Source organism: Mesorhizobium sp. P2_B5 (assembly GCF_056404775.1).
The window spans coordinates 707,104-723,690 of the sequence record NZ_JBFUDJ010000002.1 but is presented as its reverse complement, the minus strand read 5'-3'; the positions used below and the strand labels follow the sequence as shown (position 1 = coordinate 723,690).

At 63.0% G+C, this 16,587-nt stretch carries 13 protein-coding genes; 8 read left to right on the top strand and 5 right to left on the bottom strand.

All coding sequences use genetic code 11. The annotated features are described in order from the left end of the window. Window position 1 precedes the first annotated feature (1 nt). Window positions 2–2,146, bottom strand: a complete 2,145-nt coding sequence (locus AC1D1N_RS09965; protein ID WP_477348225.1) for a GumC family protein — start codon at window positions 2,144–2,146, stop codon at window positions 2–4. 233 nt (window positions 2,147–2,379) lie between these two features. Between AC1D1N_RS09965 and AC1D1N_RS09960 the strand changes: the two genes are divergently transcribed. Together AC1D1N_RS09960 and AC1D1N_RS09955 are read left to right on the top strand one after the other, a co-directional pair. Then, a complete protein-coding gene (locus AC1D1N_RS09960; protein ID WP_477348223.1) occupies window positions 2,380–3,792 on the top strand; it encodes a lipopolysaccharide biosynthesis protein in 1,413 nt (470 codons plus the stop codon). After that, window positions 3,789–4,883: a glycosyltransferase family 4 protein gene (locus AC1D1N_RS09955; RefSeq protein ID WP_477348221.1), complete on the top strand. Its 1,095-nt coding sequence runs from the start codon at window positions 3,789–3,791 to the stop codon at window positions 4,881–4,883. Before AC1D1N_RS09960 ends, AC1D1N_RS09955 begins: the two co-directional genes overlap by 4 nt. 112 nt (window positions 4,884–4,995) lie before the next feature. On the opposite strand, the gene AC1D1N_RS09950 is transcribed toward AC1D1N_RS09955, so the two are convergent. Further along, window positions 4,996–6,498 carry a glucosamine inositolphosphorylceramide transferase family protein gene (locus AC1D1N_RS09950; RefSeq protein WP_477348219.1) on the bottom strand — a complete coding sequence of 501 codons (1,503 nt, stop codon included), beginning with the start codon at window positions 6,496–6,498 and terminating at the stop codon, window positions 4,996–4,998. 259 nt (window positions 6,499–6,757) lie between these two features. Between AC1D1N_RS09950 and AC1D1N_RS09945 the strand changes: the two genes are divergently transcribed. Beyond that, a complete protein-coding gene (locus AC1D1N_RS09945) occupies window positions 6,758–7,906 on the top strand; it encodes a GNAT family N-acetyltransferase (protein ID WP_477348217.1) in 1,149 nt (382 codons plus the stop codon). A gap of 114 nt (window positions 7,907–8,020) precedes the next feature. On the opposite strand, the gene AC1D1N_RS09940 is transcribed toward AC1D1N_RS09945, so the two are convergent. Then, window positions 8,021–9,247, bottom strand: a complete 1,227-nt coding sequence (locus AC1D1N_RS09940) for an FAD-dependent oxidoreductase (protein ID WP_477348215.1) — start codon at window positions 9,245–9,247, stop codon at window positions 8,021–8,023. Further along, on the bottom strand, window positions 9,244–10,017 hold the full coding sequence (locus tag AC1D1N_RS09935; protein WP_477348213.1) for a WecB/TagA/CpsF family glycosyltransferase: 774 nt from the start codon (window positions 10,015–10,017) through the stop codon (window positions 9,244–9,246). Before AC1D1N_RS09935 ends, AC1D1N_RS09940 begins: the two co-directional genes overlap by 4 nt. Window positions 10,018–10,905: 888 nt before the next feature. Here AC1D1N_RS09935 and AC1D1N_RS09930 point away from each other — a divergent pair. Next, complete coding sequence (locus tag AC1D1N_RS09930) at window positions 10,906–11,958, top strand: Dyp-type peroxidase (RefSeq protein ID WP_477348211.1); 1,053 nt, start codon at window positions 10,906–10,908, stop codon at window positions 11,956–11,958. After that, the gene (locus AC1D1N_RS09925) at window positions 11,955–12,761 is read left to right on the top strand and encodes a family 1 encapsulin nanocompartment shell protein (protein ID WP_477348210.1); all 807 of its coding nucleotides are present in this window, start codon (window positions 11,955–11,957) and stop codon (window positions 12,759–12,761) included. Before AC1D1N_RS09930 ends, AC1D1N_RS09925 begins: the two co-directional genes overlap by 4 nt. On the opposite strand, the gene AC1D1N_RS09920 is transcribed toward AC1D1N_RS09925, so the two are convergent. Next, window positions 12,723–13,736 (bottom strand): GlxA family transcriptional regulator, encoded by a 1,014-nt coding sequence (locus AC1D1N_RS09920; protein ID WP_477348208.1) that lies wholly within the window; start codon window positions 13,734–13,736, stop codon window positions 12,723–12,725. The two genes, AC1D1N_RS09925 and AC1D1N_RS09920, sit on opposite strands and share 39 nt — an antisense overlap. An 87-nt stretch (window positions 13,737–13,823) precedes the next feature. Here AC1D1N_RS09920 and AC1D1N_RS09915 point away from each other — a divergent pair, with 87 nt between their 5' ends. The 3 genes from AC1D1N_RS09915 to AC1D1N_RS09905 all read left to right on the top strand — a co-directional run bounded on the left by AC1D1N_RS09915 (window position 13,824) and on the right by AC1D1N_RS09905 (window position 16,582). Continuing rightward, a complete protein-coding gene (locus AC1D1N_RS09915) occupies window positions 13,824–14,531 on the top strand; it encodes a DJ-1/PfpI family protein (protein ID WP_477348206.1) in 708 nt (235 codons plus the stop codon). Between the two features lie 123 nt (window positions 14,532–14,654). Continuing rightward, complete coding sequence (locus AC1D1N_RS09910) at window positions 14,655–15,389, top strand: FadR/GntR family transcriptional regulator (RefSeq protein ID WP_112562068.1); 735 nt, start codon at window positions 14,655–14,657, stop codon at window positions 15,387–15,389. Next, the gene (locus tag AC1D1N_RS09905) at window positions 15,386–16,582 is read left to right on the top strand and encodes a PLP-dependent transferase (protein ID WP_477348204.1); all 1,197 of its coding nucleotides are present in this window, start codon (window positions 15,386–15,388) and stop codon (window positions 16,580–16,582) included. The genes AC1D1N_RS09910 and AC1D1N_RS09905 overlap by 4 nt, the downstream gene beginning before the upstream one ends. Window positions 16,583–16,587: the final 5 nt, after the last annotated feature.

The window sequence follows — 16,587 nt, the reverse complement described above, 5'->3', positions numbered from 1 at the left end:
ATCAGCTCCTCGCAGCCAAACTGCGGCGCCAATCGGCGCCGGACGGCGGCACAGGCGTGCGCGCGGCCGGCTGCGCGGTCTGCGGTGCGATCACCAGTGTGGCGCTGCGTCCGATCTGGGCGACGCCCAGCCGTTGCGCCAACAGGGCGGCAGCGTCGGCTGCCTGCTCCGACGGGGTCAGCGCCAGAAGCGTCAGATCGGCCCGCGTGAAAAACTCCGGGGACCAGGCCTTTTCGCTGAAGGCCGGGGCGCTGACGAGAATGAAGTCGAAGGCGTTCCCAGCCTCGGTCAGAACGTCGCCCAAGGTCTGGCCGCCTTTTTGCCCCTGCGGGCTGCAGATGGCGGTTCTGAGGCCGCTGGCGCTGTCGACGAATATACCGGGGCCATGGTCCGCCGAAGCGGATGGCTGGCCTTCGATCTCAACGACCAGCACGTTCTGTTCGACGCGCTGCAGGCTGATCCCGATCAATGCGCCGGCAAGCCTTGCCTCGAGGCTGCCGCGCGTCGAGGACACGGCCAGCACAAAGGGTTTGGGATGGTCGTGCAGGCGCAGGATGATCTGCCGCATCAGCTTCAGCACGTCGCGCGATAGCGTCTCGTCGCCGTCCTGGAACAGTGAGGCCCTGATTGCCTTGATGCCTGAAAGCGCCGTACCGCTTGCCGGCACGCGGTATTCGCCCAGACTGGCCGGCAGCGGCTGCGGAGCCGGCTGGGCAGCGGCACGCGGTGCGTCCTGCCTCGGCTGGACCGCCGGCACCACTTCTTCCTTGGGCGCCTGCGGTTCGTCTTCGGGCCGGCGGACCGGGCCGAACGCCAGAGCGAGACCGCATCCGGCGAGAAGGCCAAGAACTGCGCTCACTGGCAACAGCAGAGCCGGCTTCGGCCAGGTCGGTTGCAGTGGCGGCGAAGCCTTGGCGATCGTGCGCGCCTCGGAGGTCTGGACGCCCTCCATCTGCGAGGTTTCCTTGGCGCGCTTCAGATAGTCGTCGAGGACGCCGCGAGCGGCCTGGGCCTTGGAGTCCAGCATCCGCAGCTGCACCTGGGCAAGGCTCGAGTCGGAAGACTGCTGGCGCAAGGCTTCGAGCTTGGCCTGCAACTTGCCGACATTTTGCGCCGCAAGATCGTAGCTGGCCTTCAACTGCTGCCTGATGCGGTCGGCCTCGGCACCCATGAGCCGATTCATCCGTTCCAGCTCGGACCGCAGCCGCGCGATCGCCGGATGGCGCGGCCCATACATGGTTTCGAGATTGGCGAGTTCGGCGGCGCGCTGGTTATAGTCGTCGCGCAATTTTATGGCCGAGTTGGAGGACAGGATTTCCGCCAGTCTGGCCAGACCTGCAGGCGAGCTGCCCACGGCAAGCGCCTGATTGTAGCGGTTCCTTGCCTGGTCGGCGTCGCCCTGGGCGGTGATCAGCTGCGTCGTCAGCTGGTCGAGCTGGAATTGCAGCGTGCCGCCATCGGTCGGGTCGACGATCCTGTGCGTCGTCTTGAAATCCTCGACCGCGCGTTCGGCGTCGCTGACGTCCTTCTGCAGGCCCTTGATCCGGTCGTTGAGGAGGGAGTTCACATCGCTGTTGGCGCCTTCGCGCTCTCCGGCAAGACCGGTCCGGTAGCGCTCGACGATGGCGTTGGCGATGCGCGCGGCCGTCTCCGGCGATTTCGAGGTGAAGCTGACATTGATGACATAGGTGAGCCCTTCGCGCTCCACAGTCACCGCTTTTTGAAAGCGCTTGAAGGTCGCGTCGCGCGTGGCTTTCTTGTCCGATCCGAATATGGAAAACAGCCGCGATACCAGGCCGCGGCCCGAGAATTCGGGGTCGTTCTCAACCTTTTGACCGTCGAATACATCTCCCAGCAGATCCTGCGATTCGATGACGAAGACCTGGCTGGCAATGGCGGCGCTGTCGGAGCCGATGCCGGGAAGAACATTGTTGAAATTGGTGGAACGCGAATCGCGCGGGTCGATCAGGATCGAGGCTGTTGCCGTGTAGCTCGGGCTGGTCACGGCGAGATAGAGCACCGTCAGCAGCAGCACTGCACCTGTAATGACAAAAATCATCAGGCGACGGCCCCAAAGAATCGCCCAGAGCGCCGCGATATCAAACAGCGGTGGAAGCGTGCGATCGTCGATGCTGGCAGGACTCATCATTTTTCCTCTGCAGAGTCACATCACTCTACACCTCGCACTATTTCCCATTATCGTTAGCCCTTCGTTAAGGTTACCAAAGCGTTTCACCTTTGTATGCAGGGGCGCCAGTAACCATTCGTCGCGTTGGCACTGGCGCTTGCGTGAGTTTTTGTTCTATTCAGGGACAGGTTTCAGGGTCGGTTCGGCTGCCGCGGGGGCAAGGCCATTGCCGATCGTCACGGGAGCCGATCTTGGATGACAACATAAGCGACAACAAAGCCGCAATGGCTGGGAGCGGCAATCCGGCAGCCGACATGCGCATGTCCATCCCCGCGCTCGCCAGGAGCGGGGCGGTCGCGGGTGTGATCAAGCTCGCCAGTGCCGGCCTGTCGTTCCTGATGTTCGTGGCCGTGGCGATGGTGATGGACGAGCGGCAGTTCGGCCTCTACAGCGCCACCTACGCCGGCGCCAGCCTGGTTTCTTTCTTTGCATCGGTTGGCCAGCAGAGCACCGTGCTCAGGTTCTGGCCGCAATATGCCGGCCTTGGCGACCTCAATTCGGCGCATGGCATGATGGCGCGGGCCATATTGGTGGCGCTGCTCGGGCTTGTCGTCTCCAGCCTGCTCATCCTGGTAGCGGGGTTTTTGCCGTTCGTCGGCGGCGGCACGCCCGAATGGCTATCACTGTGCCTGGCTGCCGCGGTGCTGTCATTCTCGCTCGGCTGGTCGGAATTCACCTCCGGCGCCTTCCGCGCCAAGCATGCACTCATTTACGGCCTGTTGCCGCGCGATATCATATGGCGGGCGGCGACCATTGCCGTCATGCTCGGGTGCCGCTTCCTGCATATCGAGATGGGTGCGGTCGCCGCGACCTTTCTGACCGCCGGGCTGCTCATCCTTTCGGTCGTGCCACAGACGGTGCTTCTGCTGCGCGAAACCGCGCGCGCCGAGCGCGGCCCGCTCAGCCCAGCGCAAAAGCAGGAATTCAAGACGGTGACACTTGGCCTGTGGGGCGTCACCTCGCTGCCGCCGGCGCTCGGCCAGGTCAGCACCTTGCTGGTGGCCATGATCCTGGGGCCAGTGCCGGCCGGCGCCATCTTCGTCGCCGACCGCACCACGCGGTTCGTGGCGCTGGCGCTCAACGGCATCAACCAGGCGCTGGCGCCGCAGATTTCGAGCGCCTTCTACAGCGGCGACAGGGCGCATGTGCAGCGTATCACCAGCCTTGCGGCACTTGGCAGCTTCGCCATTGCGCTCTGCGTGCTGGCGGCGTTCTGGCTTTTCGGCGGCTTCATCCTGTCCATTTTCAATCCGGCCTATGACACGCCCACCATGCGTACGACGCTCGTCATCTTCGGCATCGGCGCGACCTTCGCCACCGCTTGCGGCCCGATCGAGATACTGCTGCAACTGACCGGCCTTCAGCATGCACTGTTCAAGGTGCTGATCATCGTCAACGTGCTGGGGCTAGCCGCGACCGCCGCGACGACCTACTATTTCGGGCCGGTCGGCGCGGCAGTTACCATCGCCGGAACGGTGATTGCCTGGACTGCCCTCGCAGTGTCGATCGCGCGGCGCCGAATAGGCATAAACCCGTCCATCTTCGGCCTCGTGATGGGCAAGGCGGCAGCCGTTTCCCGTCCTGTGCTTAGAGACCGCACGTGAAGATCGTGCAGGTCCAGACGCAGGCGGAGGCGGCCGGTGCGCAACGCGTTTCCGACATGGTGGGTGAAGGATTGCGGGCGCGTGGCCATGATGTCCGCACCGTCTTCATGTACCGGAAGACCGACGCATTCGACCACGACGCCAGCGCCGATTTCATCCTTGCCGAGCCGCCAAAAGGCTTGCCTGGACAGATCCGGGCGACCATCGGACTGGTGAGCTATCTGCGCACGACGCGGCCGGATGCCGTCATCACCTATCAGCATTATGGCAATATCTTCGGCACGATCGGCGCGCGACTGGCCGGGGTCAGGCACATCGTCGCCAACCAGAGCGGCGCACCGCACACCAAGGGCACCATGGGCCTGCTCTCCCAGATCGACAAGCTTATGGGCGTGACCGGCCTTTATCATGCAAACATCGTCAACTCGGCCTGGACCGAAGCCCAATTCGATCACTATCCGCAAGCCTACCGGCGCCGCCTCCATCGTATCGATCACGGTGTATCGGCGCCGCGTGAGCAATTCGACAAGGCTGCTGCGCGCGCCCGCTTCGGCTTGCCAGGCAATGCGTGGCTTGCCGTCTCGTCCGGACGCCTGACGCGGACGAAGAACCAGATCGCGCTGGTCGGGGCACTTGCACGGTTGTCCGACATCCATGTAGCGCTTGCCGGCGTCGGACCGGAACTCGAGACGCTTGTCACCTTTGCCAGGGAGCGGGGCGTGGCGGACCGGTTGCATCTGGTCGGCGAAGTTCCGCCGGCGCAGATTTTCGAATTCCTGGCGGCGGGCGATGTCTATGCGTTCCCGTCGACGAGCGAGACCTTCGGTCTTGCCTGCGTCGAAGCGGCGATTTCCGGGCTGCCGGTGGTGGCAAGCAATCTTGCCGTGATGCACGAGGTGCTGACCGCGCAAGACGGCGAACCGGCTGCGATCTTCGTCGAGGCCGACGCCGCCGGCATGGCCACGGGGCTTGCCGAGATGATCGCCAGGCCGGAGCTCATGACCAGGCTTTCGGCGGCTGGTCGGCGGCTCAAGGACAAGTACTCGCCGGCCCAGATGTGTACCGGCTACGAGGCGCTACTGCTTTCCTAGAGCGGTTCACGGAAACGGTGAATCGCTCTATGTCTTTATTTTGCGCAATTCCCAAGGGAAAGCGCTGCGCGCTTTTCCCGGGAAAACCGCTCACACTTTTCCTGGAATTGCTCTAGCGCCTCCGCACCGCCGCGATCCCGTCGATTACTTCCAGCCTGCCGGCGCGGTTGAGCGTGTGGATTTTCGGGTATGGCCAGTCGCCATCGGCAACGATCGGCCGGGGTGCTGAAAGCCGCACCGTCTGCCGGTCGAGCTGCAACAGTTCGGACAGGCCGAGGCCACCGCCATAGCCGCGCGTTCCGTCCTGTACGGGAAGAACGATACGGCCGTCGCGGCTGTGTACGAAAGCGCCACCCGGACGCGCCATGCGATGGTCGATCAGGATCGGGTTGCCGGCATGTGGCGTCCAGGGGCCGGTGAGGGCAGGAGCCGAAAACACCACCAGCGTGTCGGAGGTGCTGCCGTAGCCGTCGCGGTCGGTGGCGAACAGCCAGAGCTGCCCGTCATGTTCGAGCAGCGTTGCGTCGGAAACCTCGCCCTCGACCAAAACGGTCTCGGCGGTCCAGCGATCCGGGAAAGCTGACGCGCGATAGAGGGTGAGCTTGCCGCTGGCGCTGGCTTCGGGCAGCATCCAGACTGCCCCGTCACGCTCGAACACCTGGGGATAGGAGAGGTGGTGCGGTTCCTCTAGAACCACCCTCGGCGCCGCCGGAACCCCGTTGGCATCGAACGCAACGACCGAGATGACGGCCTTGCCGATAGCATGGGGATAGTCCTCGACGAACAGGAACGACTGGCCCTGCCATTCGAACGGGAACGGATCGGCGTAGAAATGGTCGCCGGGGTCGGGCAGCACCGACCAGCCGCTGCCCAGCCTGCCGGTATCCACGACGCCGGGGGTATCGGCAAAGCGGTAGCCGACCCGCCAATGCGCGTGGCGATAGCTGACGCGCCGGATGATTTCACGGCCAAGCCGCGGCAGCGCCGAACCGAGATAGGCGGGCAGGAATTGCATTGCCGGACCGCTGCGGGCTTCAGACGATGGTTCGTTCTGCAAGGCCCGGCCATCGGCAAAAGCCTTGGCGAGCGAGACGATCAGGGTAATGGCGCGTGCGAGCACATCTTCCGTTCCGAGCGCCACCGATTCCCGCTTGTCCACCATCGGCCGTGCCCGGCCGACCACTTTTCCATCAAGGACGGCATCGATAACAGGCAGCTTTCCGGCCGCGACCACTGTTGCCACTGCAAGATCGGACCGAGATCCGTCGAAAAGGAGGCCAATGGTTGGTACATCGGATCGCGGCGCATTGCCGGCAAGGTCCAGCCTGAGTGCTGCGGGCCGGCCGGCCGGCTGGACCGGAATCTCGTTCAACGCCGCGGCCAGATTGGGACGGCGGCGCCGAAACAGCCGCTGTTCGAACGCGAACGCGGCTTTGGCCGAACCTGGCCAGCCTGCCGTTCCCGGCTGCTGCAGCACGGCGACATCGTGGCCGTCCGATTGCAGTTGCTCGACGACAATCTTCTGCCACAGGCGCGGTGCAGTTTGTGGAACAATGACGTCGATCGCCAGCATGTCGTACCAGTTCGCGATTGTATCGGGACCCGGCCTGGACATTTGAAGGGAAATGACCGGTACAAACAAATGACTGACTGAAAAAACTTACCTTGCGGTTACTTGCAAGTCTGGCCATTCCCTTTACGGGAAGAACTTGACCAATCCTGCCGGGCAGCCGCGCAATGCTGGATTGACGGTAGATATGCAATCAGCGCTTGAGGCTTCGCATATACCAAGTTTCTAACATTCCATGCGGTTGACCTTGACGTGGAACACAAGACAGCGTCGATAGACCATACCCAGCCGGTTCGGACCATACATGTTTGAAGTCACAGTCGAGGATTCGTTCGATTTTCGTTCGAAGGAATATGCCGAGCTTTTCGCCAGCTCGGCCGCGACCGCTTTTCAGCACCCCATTTGGCTCGCCCTGCTGTACGAGAAGATCGTCGGAAATGGAGCGGCCACGCCGCTGATCATCGTCGTGCGGGCAGGCGGAAGACTGGCGATGGTCCTGCCGCTGGTCAGGCGTCGCTACACGCTTCTGAAAGTCGTGGAATTCGCCGACATGCGTGTTTCCGACTACATATCGCCGGTCGCCGACGAGGAGACGTTTTCGCGCATCGTGGCAGATGGGCGTACCGTGGCCGCCATCCGAAAGCATCTGAAGCCCTATGACCTGCTGCGCATCGGCAAGCTGGCCGACCGCTCGCTGGCAATCGAGCGCCTGTTTGGCGTCGACAAGCGCGAAAGCATGGGCATGAGCGCCTATTCCAGCAAGCTTGAAACGACATTCACGGCGTGGCGCGAACACCAACTCGACAATTCCTATCGCAAGGAGCTCGACAAGAAGTCGCGGCAACTCGGCCGGATGGGCCAGGCGCGTTTTGAATGTTCGGATAGTATCGACGCCATCCGGACGACATTCGATGCGCTCAAATTGTACCGCGGCAAGCGTTTCGACGGCAGCGACGGCCCAGCCGACCTGTTGCAGTCGCCGTCCTATTTCGAGTTCTATATGGCCGTGGCGGCCGAGGGAAGTGGCGGCTTTGCCCGCACCTACACGTTCTGGATGGACGATCGGGCGATCGCCGGCGCGCTTGGTCTCGCACATCGCGGCTCGCTGCTGGTCATTCTCGGCGGCTTTGACGAGGCGGGTTACCGGAAGCAGTCGATCGGCAGCCTGATGTTCGAACAGATCGCCCGCGACTGCATCGAGCGCGGCGACCATTCGCTCGACTTCACGATTGGCGACGAACCCTACAAGATTACCTTTGGTGGCCGGCCATCGCCGATGTGGCAGATTTTCAGGGCCGGCAGCCCGCTCGGCTATGCCGCGCACATGACCGTCGAGAAATTGCCGGCGGCCAAGGCGCTGGCGCGGCGTCTGGTCGGGTCGCATGGCAAGAAGCCCAAGTCCGGCCGTACCGTGCTGCCGCAGGCGCCCAGCGACGAGGCGGCCGGTTCCTAGAACAATTACAGGAAAAGGGTGAAGCGGTTTTTCGCGGGAAAAGCGCGTGGCGCTTCTCTGCGGAACGACGCAAAAGCAAAGATAGAGCTGCTTAAAAGCAAAGATAGAGCTGCTTTAGGTCGCGGCTTCGATACCCGGCTTTCTGAAACCGCGCAGCCTGGCCGCGAAAGCGGGGCTGAAATTGCTGATCTTCTGCATGACGCGGCGGCGGCTGAAGTGAAGCTGCCGGCGCGCGCGCCAGCGCAGGTCCGTGTCGATGGTCAGGCTGCGGCGAAAATCAGCCATATGCAGGCCGTGTTCGTCCATCGCCTGTTTTGCCGGATCGTCGTAGAATGTTGCGATCTTGGCCGCCGTCATGCCCGGCGAAGCCATCCACTGTGGTACATGCACCGTGCACAACCGTTCGACATCGGTGAGCAGCCGGCTGACGCCGGTTCCGGCGGCCGGACAAGAAGTCTGATAGGCATCGCCGATCAAAACGATACCGTCGCGCACACAGTTCTGCGCCACGGTGATGTCGGTGAGCCAGCTGTCGACACGGTTGATGACTTCGAAATCGCCGAATGTCTTAACCAGCCCCGGCAGTGTTTCGATGAGCGTTTCCCGTGGACGTTCGCGCAGCGCCTTTACCCAGGGATCACGGTGATCGCGGAAGACGAACAGATTGGCGCGCGTGACGTCGGCGGCGGGAAACAGGGTCAGGTAGTCGATGCCGTCGGAGACCCGCTCGCCGTAGTAGGTGACGGCCGCGTGCTTGAAGGCGCTTATTCCCACCGGGCGCAAATTGAAGCCGAAGGTCAGCGACTGCTTCTGGTGAACGAAGTGGCGCTCGATGCCGACGTCGCGCTTCAGAATGTCGCCCATGCCGGTGGCCAGCACGAGCAGCCGCGCCGTCACGTCGTGATGATCGAGGATCGACACTCGCTGGCGTTCCGCTCCTGTCTCCAGCCCGTTGACGCGGCCGGAAATGAAGCGAACATTTTCGGGCAGTTCGGCACGCATGGCGGCTACGAGGTCATCGTAGAAAATGCCGTAGTGGCGCGCATGCGTGCGGTCGAGGACACGCCCCCTGCGAATGTTGACGATGTCGTCGAAGGCCACGGCCGCCGTCGAAAGCCTGTCCAGAAGGCCAAGCCGGCGCAGTTTTTCAATCTGGTCGCCGGCGACTTTCTCGACACGGAATTCCCTGGGAAAGACCGAATGGCGATCGATCAGGATGACGCTGTAACCGGCCCGTGCGAGCACATTCGCTGCAATGGTGCCGGAAAGTCCGGCGCCGACGATGGCGATCTCGGCATCGGTCCCTTCGGGCAGCGGACTGTGGCGGTGCTCGGCAGTCATTTGGAATACCTCAATAGGGCGTAGACGGCGAGGGGACTGGTCGTGAAGTAGCGCCAGAAAAGCCGGCGCGGCTCCATCATCACACGCCAGAGCCATTCGAAGCCAGCCTTCTGCACCCATAGCGGGGCGCGCCGGACCTTGCCGGCGATATGGTCGAAAAGCCCGCCCGACGTCTTGATCAGGCCGACATTGTGGAGCCGCGATGCATAATCGCGGATAAAGATCTGCTCGCGCGGCACGCCGAGGCCCAGCCACAATATGTCGGGCGCAAGCGCGTTGATCTCGTCGAGTTTCCTTTCAAGCGCCTGGCCGGCGAGAAAGCCGTGACAATTGCCGGAGATGCGAAGGCGAGGGTATTTGGCTCTGATGCGGGCGACAGCCTTGTTGTTCTCCGCCTCCGTCGAACCCAGCAGGTAGAATGTCGTTCCTTCCTGTTCGGCGAGCTTGGCCACATCATGGAACAGGTCAGTGGTGGCGACCCGCTCGGGCAGCTGCACGCTGCACAGCAGGCGCGAGGCGAAAACCAGCGGCTGGCCATCGGCGAAGATCTGGTCGGCCTGGCGAAACAGCCCGGCGACCTCCGTGTTCTGCCCCACCTGGGCGATGACATCGCCATTGGCGGAGGTGAAATAATAGGGGCGGGTGTTGGGCAGATGCCCGCGCGCCGACGCGATCATCAGCCGGGCGGCGTCTTGCCGATCGATAACGGTGATCGGCAGGCCGCCGAGCACAACCGTCGGCAAGGCGGGAAACTGCGCGCCGGTTGTCACGCCTGCGGGTGCGGTCTCGCCAAGTGAGCGGGGATGGGAAGCCTCACCTGCTGCGGACGCCTCGGGGCGCCGCGCATCCGCTTCGCGGATCGCGCTCTTACCCCCTTGAGATTTTTTTGAAACGTCACGCATCGTGGAAGTTACCCATTTCGAAGTATTCTAAGTAAAACGAGGGGAAAGTTAAGCGATACGTTAATAGTTAGTTAACGGGTAAATTTTTCATAAAATTGACAGATAAATCAATGTGTTGCATCGCCGCAGCGAAGCGTTGTCAAAATCGCGAAGAACGGACCATTTCAGGTCGAGTTTGTTTTTGGTCCTAAAGCAAAAAACCCAATTGGATCAACGCGCTCTTTGCATTTTGTCGGCCTACAGAATTCGATTGCAGCGTGGCGGGGAGTTTGGTGTCGCGAACGCCTACGCAGCCGCTGGACGACATGGAAATGTCGACGCGGCCTGCGTCAAGAAAAGGTCGATGAGAACCGGATTTCCGTCATGTTCCATGAATAGCGATTGCTTTAGATTGGATGTCAAAAGCATCAACCGATCCGGTGTTTGCAAGCAACCGCTGTTGGTAAAATATGTTGCTCTGGTTGCATTTACTTGCAGACATCGTTCTCGTGCCATGCGTCGAGAATTCGACGCCGCTGCCTTTCATAACCCGCTTCGCCCTGTCGGACCTGCCCACGATACCGGTAATCGAAGGGCGGGCGGATGGTGAGGCAACCGGATCAAAAATCCTTCCGACCTATCCCTTGGAGGGATGCCCATTGCGGCGGGAATACCGTATCGTCGAGGGCAGGCGCAAGCGCCAAATCCTGTGAACCAACCTGAGTAAGATGCTGCTTGATTCAGGCACCGCGTCAGAGGATACCGAACGGATCAAGCATGGAGTCCAGTTTGCCAGTCGTTGTTTCGCAACCGGTCGTCGCCCTCCTGACGCGGGCCGCGATTTTTCTTGTCGTTACGCTCAAACCCGGCCCCGAACACGACGCTACCGCACGCGGCCTGTGCGCCGATCTATCCGCACTCAAACGAGCGGTCGGCTTTCGCGACCTCGAGGGCGGGTTGTCCTGTGTCATGGCAATTGGCTCCGACGCGTGGGACCGGTTGTTCGCAACCCCAAAGCCTAGGGATCTGCATCCGTTCCGCGAGATCCGCGGCCAGCATCACGCTGTTTCGACGCCGGGCGACATGCTGTTTCATATCCGTGCGGCGCGAATGGACCTCTGCTTCGAACTGGCGACGCAGATCATGGCGCGGCTTGGCAGCGCTGTCGCCACGACGGACGAGGTGCAGGGCTTCAACTATTTCGACAACCGCGATCTGATCGGTTTCGTCGATGGCACCGAGAACCCGGTAGATCAGGGCGCAATCGACGCCACCATCATCGGCGAGGAGGATCCTGACTTTGCCGGCGGCAGCTACGTCATCGTGCAGAAATACCTGCACGACCTGACGCGCTGGAACGAGGTGCCAGTGGCGGAGCAGGAGAAGATCATCGGCCGGACCAAGCTTTCCGACATCGAACTCGACGACGCGGTCAAACCGACATCGGCGCACAATGCGCTGACGTCGATCACCGAGGACGGCGAAGAGCTGGAGATCCTGCGCGACAACATGCCGTTCGGCGATGCCGGCAAGGGCGAGTTCGGCACTTACTTCATCGGTTATGCCCGCTCGCCGCGGCGCATCGAACAGATGCTGGAGAACATGTTCATCGGCCGCCCGCCCGGCAATTACGACCGGCTGCTCGACTTCAGCCGCGCGGTGACGGGCACACTGTTTTTTGTGCCGTCTGCGACTTTTCTTGACGGTGTCGCGGCGGATGCGACTGCTGCTCCGCTGTCGACCCAGCCTGAGGCGACGGATCAAACCCAGTCGCGCCCGCGCGATGGTTCACTCGGTATCGGATCTCTCAAGGATGTGAGGCAGACATGAACACGCTTTACCGGGAACTCGCTCCCATTTCCGACGGCGCTTGGGCGCAGATCGATGACGAGGCATCGCGCACGCTCAAGCGACATCTGGCGGCGCGGCGTGTCGTCGATGTCGTCGGCCCGAAGGGTTTTGACCTGTCTTCCGTCGGCACCGGCCATACCAAGCCGATCGCGGCGCCAGGCGAGGGGGTTCAATCGACACAGCGCGAGGTCAAGGCGCTGGTCGAGTTGCGGGTTCCGTTCGAATTGACGCGCCAGGCGATCGACGATGTCGACCGGGGTGCCACGGATTCAGATTGGTCCGCGGTGAAGGAAGCGGCGCGCAAGATCGCTTTTGCCGAGGATCGCTCGGTGTTCGACGGCTACGCCGCCGCCGGTATCCAGGGCATTCGTGAAGGCACCAGCAATCCGGTCGTGGCGTTGACGGCCAATGTGATGGGCTATCCGGAAGCGGTTGCCCAGGCGGTCAGCCAGTTGCGGCTCGCCGGGGTCAACGGCCCCTATGCGCTGGTGCTGGGTGCGGCGGCCTACACGGCCGTCAGCGGCGGCAGCGACGAGGGTTACCCGGTCTTCCATCATGTCGAGCGCATGGTCGATGGCGGTATCATCTGGGCGCCGGCCATCGAAGATGGGTTCGTGCTCTCCACGCGCGGCGGGGATTTCGAGCTCGATATCGGCCAGGACCTGTCGATCGGCTACCTCTCGCATTCCAGCACGAGCGTCGAGCTTTATCTGCAGGAGACGTTCACCTTCCGGCTGCTGACCTCAGAGGCCTGCGTCACGCTTGCGCCGCCGCGGAAGTGAACTCGAAGTCGTAGCGGCCTGACCGCAAGAGAAACGCTCGCGATAGGCGCGTGGGTTGGTGCCCAGCACGCGCAGGAAACCGCGTCGCATCGTTTCTTCCGAGCCGAAACCGCAGCGGCGTGCCGTCTGGTTAACCGGCTGGCCCCGCTCCAGCATCCGTCGTGCCGCCTCGATCCGGATTTCCTCGATCGCCCGGGCGGGTGTCCGGCCCGTGGCCTCGCGATAGCGCCGCGAGAAGCTGCGCGGGCTCATATTGGCGTGGTCGGCCAACTGCGCCAGCGACAGGTCGCCGGACAGGTTTTCGAGGATCCAGCCATGCAGCTGGTCGAAGCGCCCGTCGCCTTGCTGCAGCTTGAGGGTCTGGCTGAACTGCGCCTGACCGCCGGGGCGTTTCAGGAAGACCACCAACTCGCGCGCCACCGCAAGCGCCGTATGCCGGCCAAGGTCTGCCTCGACGAGGGAGAGGGCGAGATCGATCCCCGCCGTTACGCCCGCCGATGTCCAGACATTGCCGTCACGGATGAAGATCGGGTCGGGTTCGAGGCGGACTGCCGGAAAGCGCCGGGCGAACTCCGCGCAACGTCCCCAGTGGGTCACGGCGCGACGGCCGTCGAGCAGGCCCGCCTGCGCCAGCACCATGGCGCCGCTGCAGACCGAGGCGGTTCGCGTGGCATCACGCGAGCGACCGGCGATCCACTGGACCAGCACGGGATCGTCGCAGGCCGCGTTAACGCCCCATCCGCCGGGCACGATCAACGTATCGATCTCGCCTCCGTGCGCCGGCAGCGCTGCTGCCTCCAGCACAAGGCCGGCCGATGTGCGGATGCGCGGCGAGGCGGCGACGACCGAGACCTCGTAGGGAGCAGGCTCGCCGGCCTGCCTTTTGAAGTCGTTGGCGCTGGCAAAGACCTGAAGCGGTCCACTGACATCGAGGAGCTGGATGTCGGGATAAGCAAGCACTTCGATACGGCGCATCGGGTTTGGCCTGAAACGAGGGATGAATGGCAATCGCGCCAAAACATGATGTCCTAAATTGCCGGAAGTCAATCCACGGAGAGTTCCATGCCCCTGCGTTTCGGCATCCTCGTATTCCCCAACGTCCAGCAGCTCGACCTCACCGGTCCCTACGAAGTCCTGGCAACAGCCAAGGGCGCGGAAGTGGAATTGATCTGGAAGGATCGCGGTCCGGTGATGTCCTCGACACGGCTGTCTCTTACGCCAACGGCGACCTTCGACGATTGCCCGCCGCTCGACGTGCTGTGCATTCCCGGCGGGGGTGGGGTCAATCCGCTGCTGGAGGACCAGACAGTCCTTGATTTCGTGTGGGAGCGCGCGGCGCAGGTGCGCTACATCACCTCGGTGTGCAGCGGCGCTCTGGTGCTCGGCGCGGCCGGGCTGCTGAAGGGCAAGCGGGCGACGACGCACTGGTATGCACATGATTTCCTTGAAGAGTTCGGGGCGATCCCGGTCGATGAGCGTATCGTCGAGGACGGCAAGCTCATTACCGCCGGCGGCGTCACCTCCGGGATCGATTTCGGCCTGGCGCTGGTTGCGAGGCTGCTTGGACAGGAGGAAGCTGAGATCGTGCAACTCTCGCTCGAATATGCTCCGGCGCCTCCTTTCCAGTCGGGCACGCCCGCCGAGGCTTCGCCTGCCGTGCTGGCACATGCAAAGGAGCGGCTCGCGGGTTCGAGACGGGTTCGCGAGGAAATGTTCGCTCGTTGGCGCAAGGCTCGCGCGGCCGCTGCGCCGGCGCGGATCCACGGCTGAAGCGGCAGGGCCGAAGGCGCATCTCTCTGGCCCTTCGGCCCCGCTACGTTTCGACTGTTGACACGTCCCTTCGTCTGTGCAGAAATTGGTTGGACCATTGAACCACTTTGAGTTTGCACAGGCGTGACCGAATTCAGCCTTCCGCCGATCCAGACGACGGCCCGCGACGATGCGGTGCTGAAGGCGTTGGCCGGCTTCGTCATGCGCGAGAAGCTGGAACCCGGCGAGAGATTGCCGACCGAACGGATCCTCGCCGAGCGCCTGAAGGTCAGCCGCAACACCGTGCGCGAGGCGCTGACGCGCTGGGAAGGGCTTGGCCTGGTCGAGCGCCGGCAGGGCTCGGGCACCTATCTCAAGGCCGCCGTCTCGCTCGACATGCTGCACATGCCGTTGACGCTCGCCGGCGGCAATGATTTCACCGGCCTGATGCGCACGCTGGAAATCCGCCGCGCACTGGAAGCGGAAGCCGCCGCGCTTTGCGCCGTCCGTGCCGACGAGGACGATCTCGCCGAGATCGAGCGCAAGCTCGACATCATGGAGGAGGAGTTTCTCAACCGGGCCGGCATGTCGTCGGAAGAGGACTGGGAATTCCATCAGGCGATCTACCGCGCCTGCGGCAATCCGCTGTTCGAGCAGATCATCGCCGCCATGCACGAACTGTTCCACCGCTTCTGGGAACATCCGCTCGGCGTGCGCGATTTCGGCCATGCCAGCTTTCCCTATCACCGCACAATGTTCAATTGCATCGCCGCGCACGACCCGGAAGGCGCCCGGGCCGAGGCGCTGAAGCTGATCGCCACCGTCGAGGACGACCTGAAGCGCGGCGCCGCCAACCTCAAACTTGCGGACCGCAAATGAACGAGCACAGCTTCGACCCAGGCATTTCCGGCAGCGACTATCTCGCCGAGGCGGCAACGCTCCTGGCACATGACGATCCGTTCCCCGGCAATGCAGTGGTGCCGCCGATCTACCAGACCTCGCTGTTCACCTTCGGCAGCTATGCCGAGATGGCCGACACCTTTGCCGGCCGCCGCAAGCAGCCGATCTATTCGCGCGGCGACAACCCGACGGTGATGGAGTTCGAGTCACGCGTTGCAGCGCTTGAAGGTGCTGAAGCAGCGCGCGGCTTCTCCAGCGGCATGGCGGCAATCAGCTCCACGCTGCTTGCCTTCGTCGGCGCCGGCGAGCGCATCGTCGCGGTGCGCAACTGCTATGGCGACGCCTACCGGCTGTTCGAGCGGCTGTTCCCGCGTCTGAATATCAAGGTGGACTATGTCGACGGCTCCGATCCGGACGCGATTGCGGCGGCACTGCCTGGCGCGAAACTGCTTTATCTGGAAAGCCCGACCTCGATGATGTTCGAGCTGCAGGACATCGCGCATCTGGCGCGGCTGGCGAAAGAGCAGGGCATCGTCACCACCATCGACAATTCCTGGGCGACGCCGGTGTTCCAGAAACCGATCCTGCACGGCGTCGACCTCGTGCTGCACTCGGCCTCGAAATATCTCGGCGGCCACAGCGACACCGTCGCCGGCGTGGTGGCGGGCTCGGCCGCCCACATCAACCACATCAATGAGCAGACCTACTCCCAGCTCGGCGCCAAGCTGTCGCCCTTCGAGGGCTGGCTGCTGCTGCGCGGCCTGCGCACGCTGCCGTTGAGGCTGCCGCATCACATGAAGAGCGGGCTGACCATCGCCGAGCGCCTCAAGGCGCATGACAAGGTCGAGCGGGTCAATCATCCCGCCTATTCCAACCATCCCGGCAAGAAGACGCTTGCCGGCTATGCCGGGCTGTTCTCCTTCGAGGTGACGGAGGATGTCGACATTCCGGTTTTCGTCGATGCGCTGAAATTCTTCCGCATCGGCGTCAGCTGGGGCGGCCACGAAAGCCTGGTCGTGCCGGCAAAGGCCTCGCTCGAGCAGACGCCGGGTCTGAATTCGATGGCGCGCTTCGGCGTCAGCCCCCGAACCATCCGCTTCAATGTCGGATTGGAAAGCGTCGAAGACCTCTGGGCCGACATCGCCCAGGCCTTCGACAAAGCAAAAAAATAACTGGG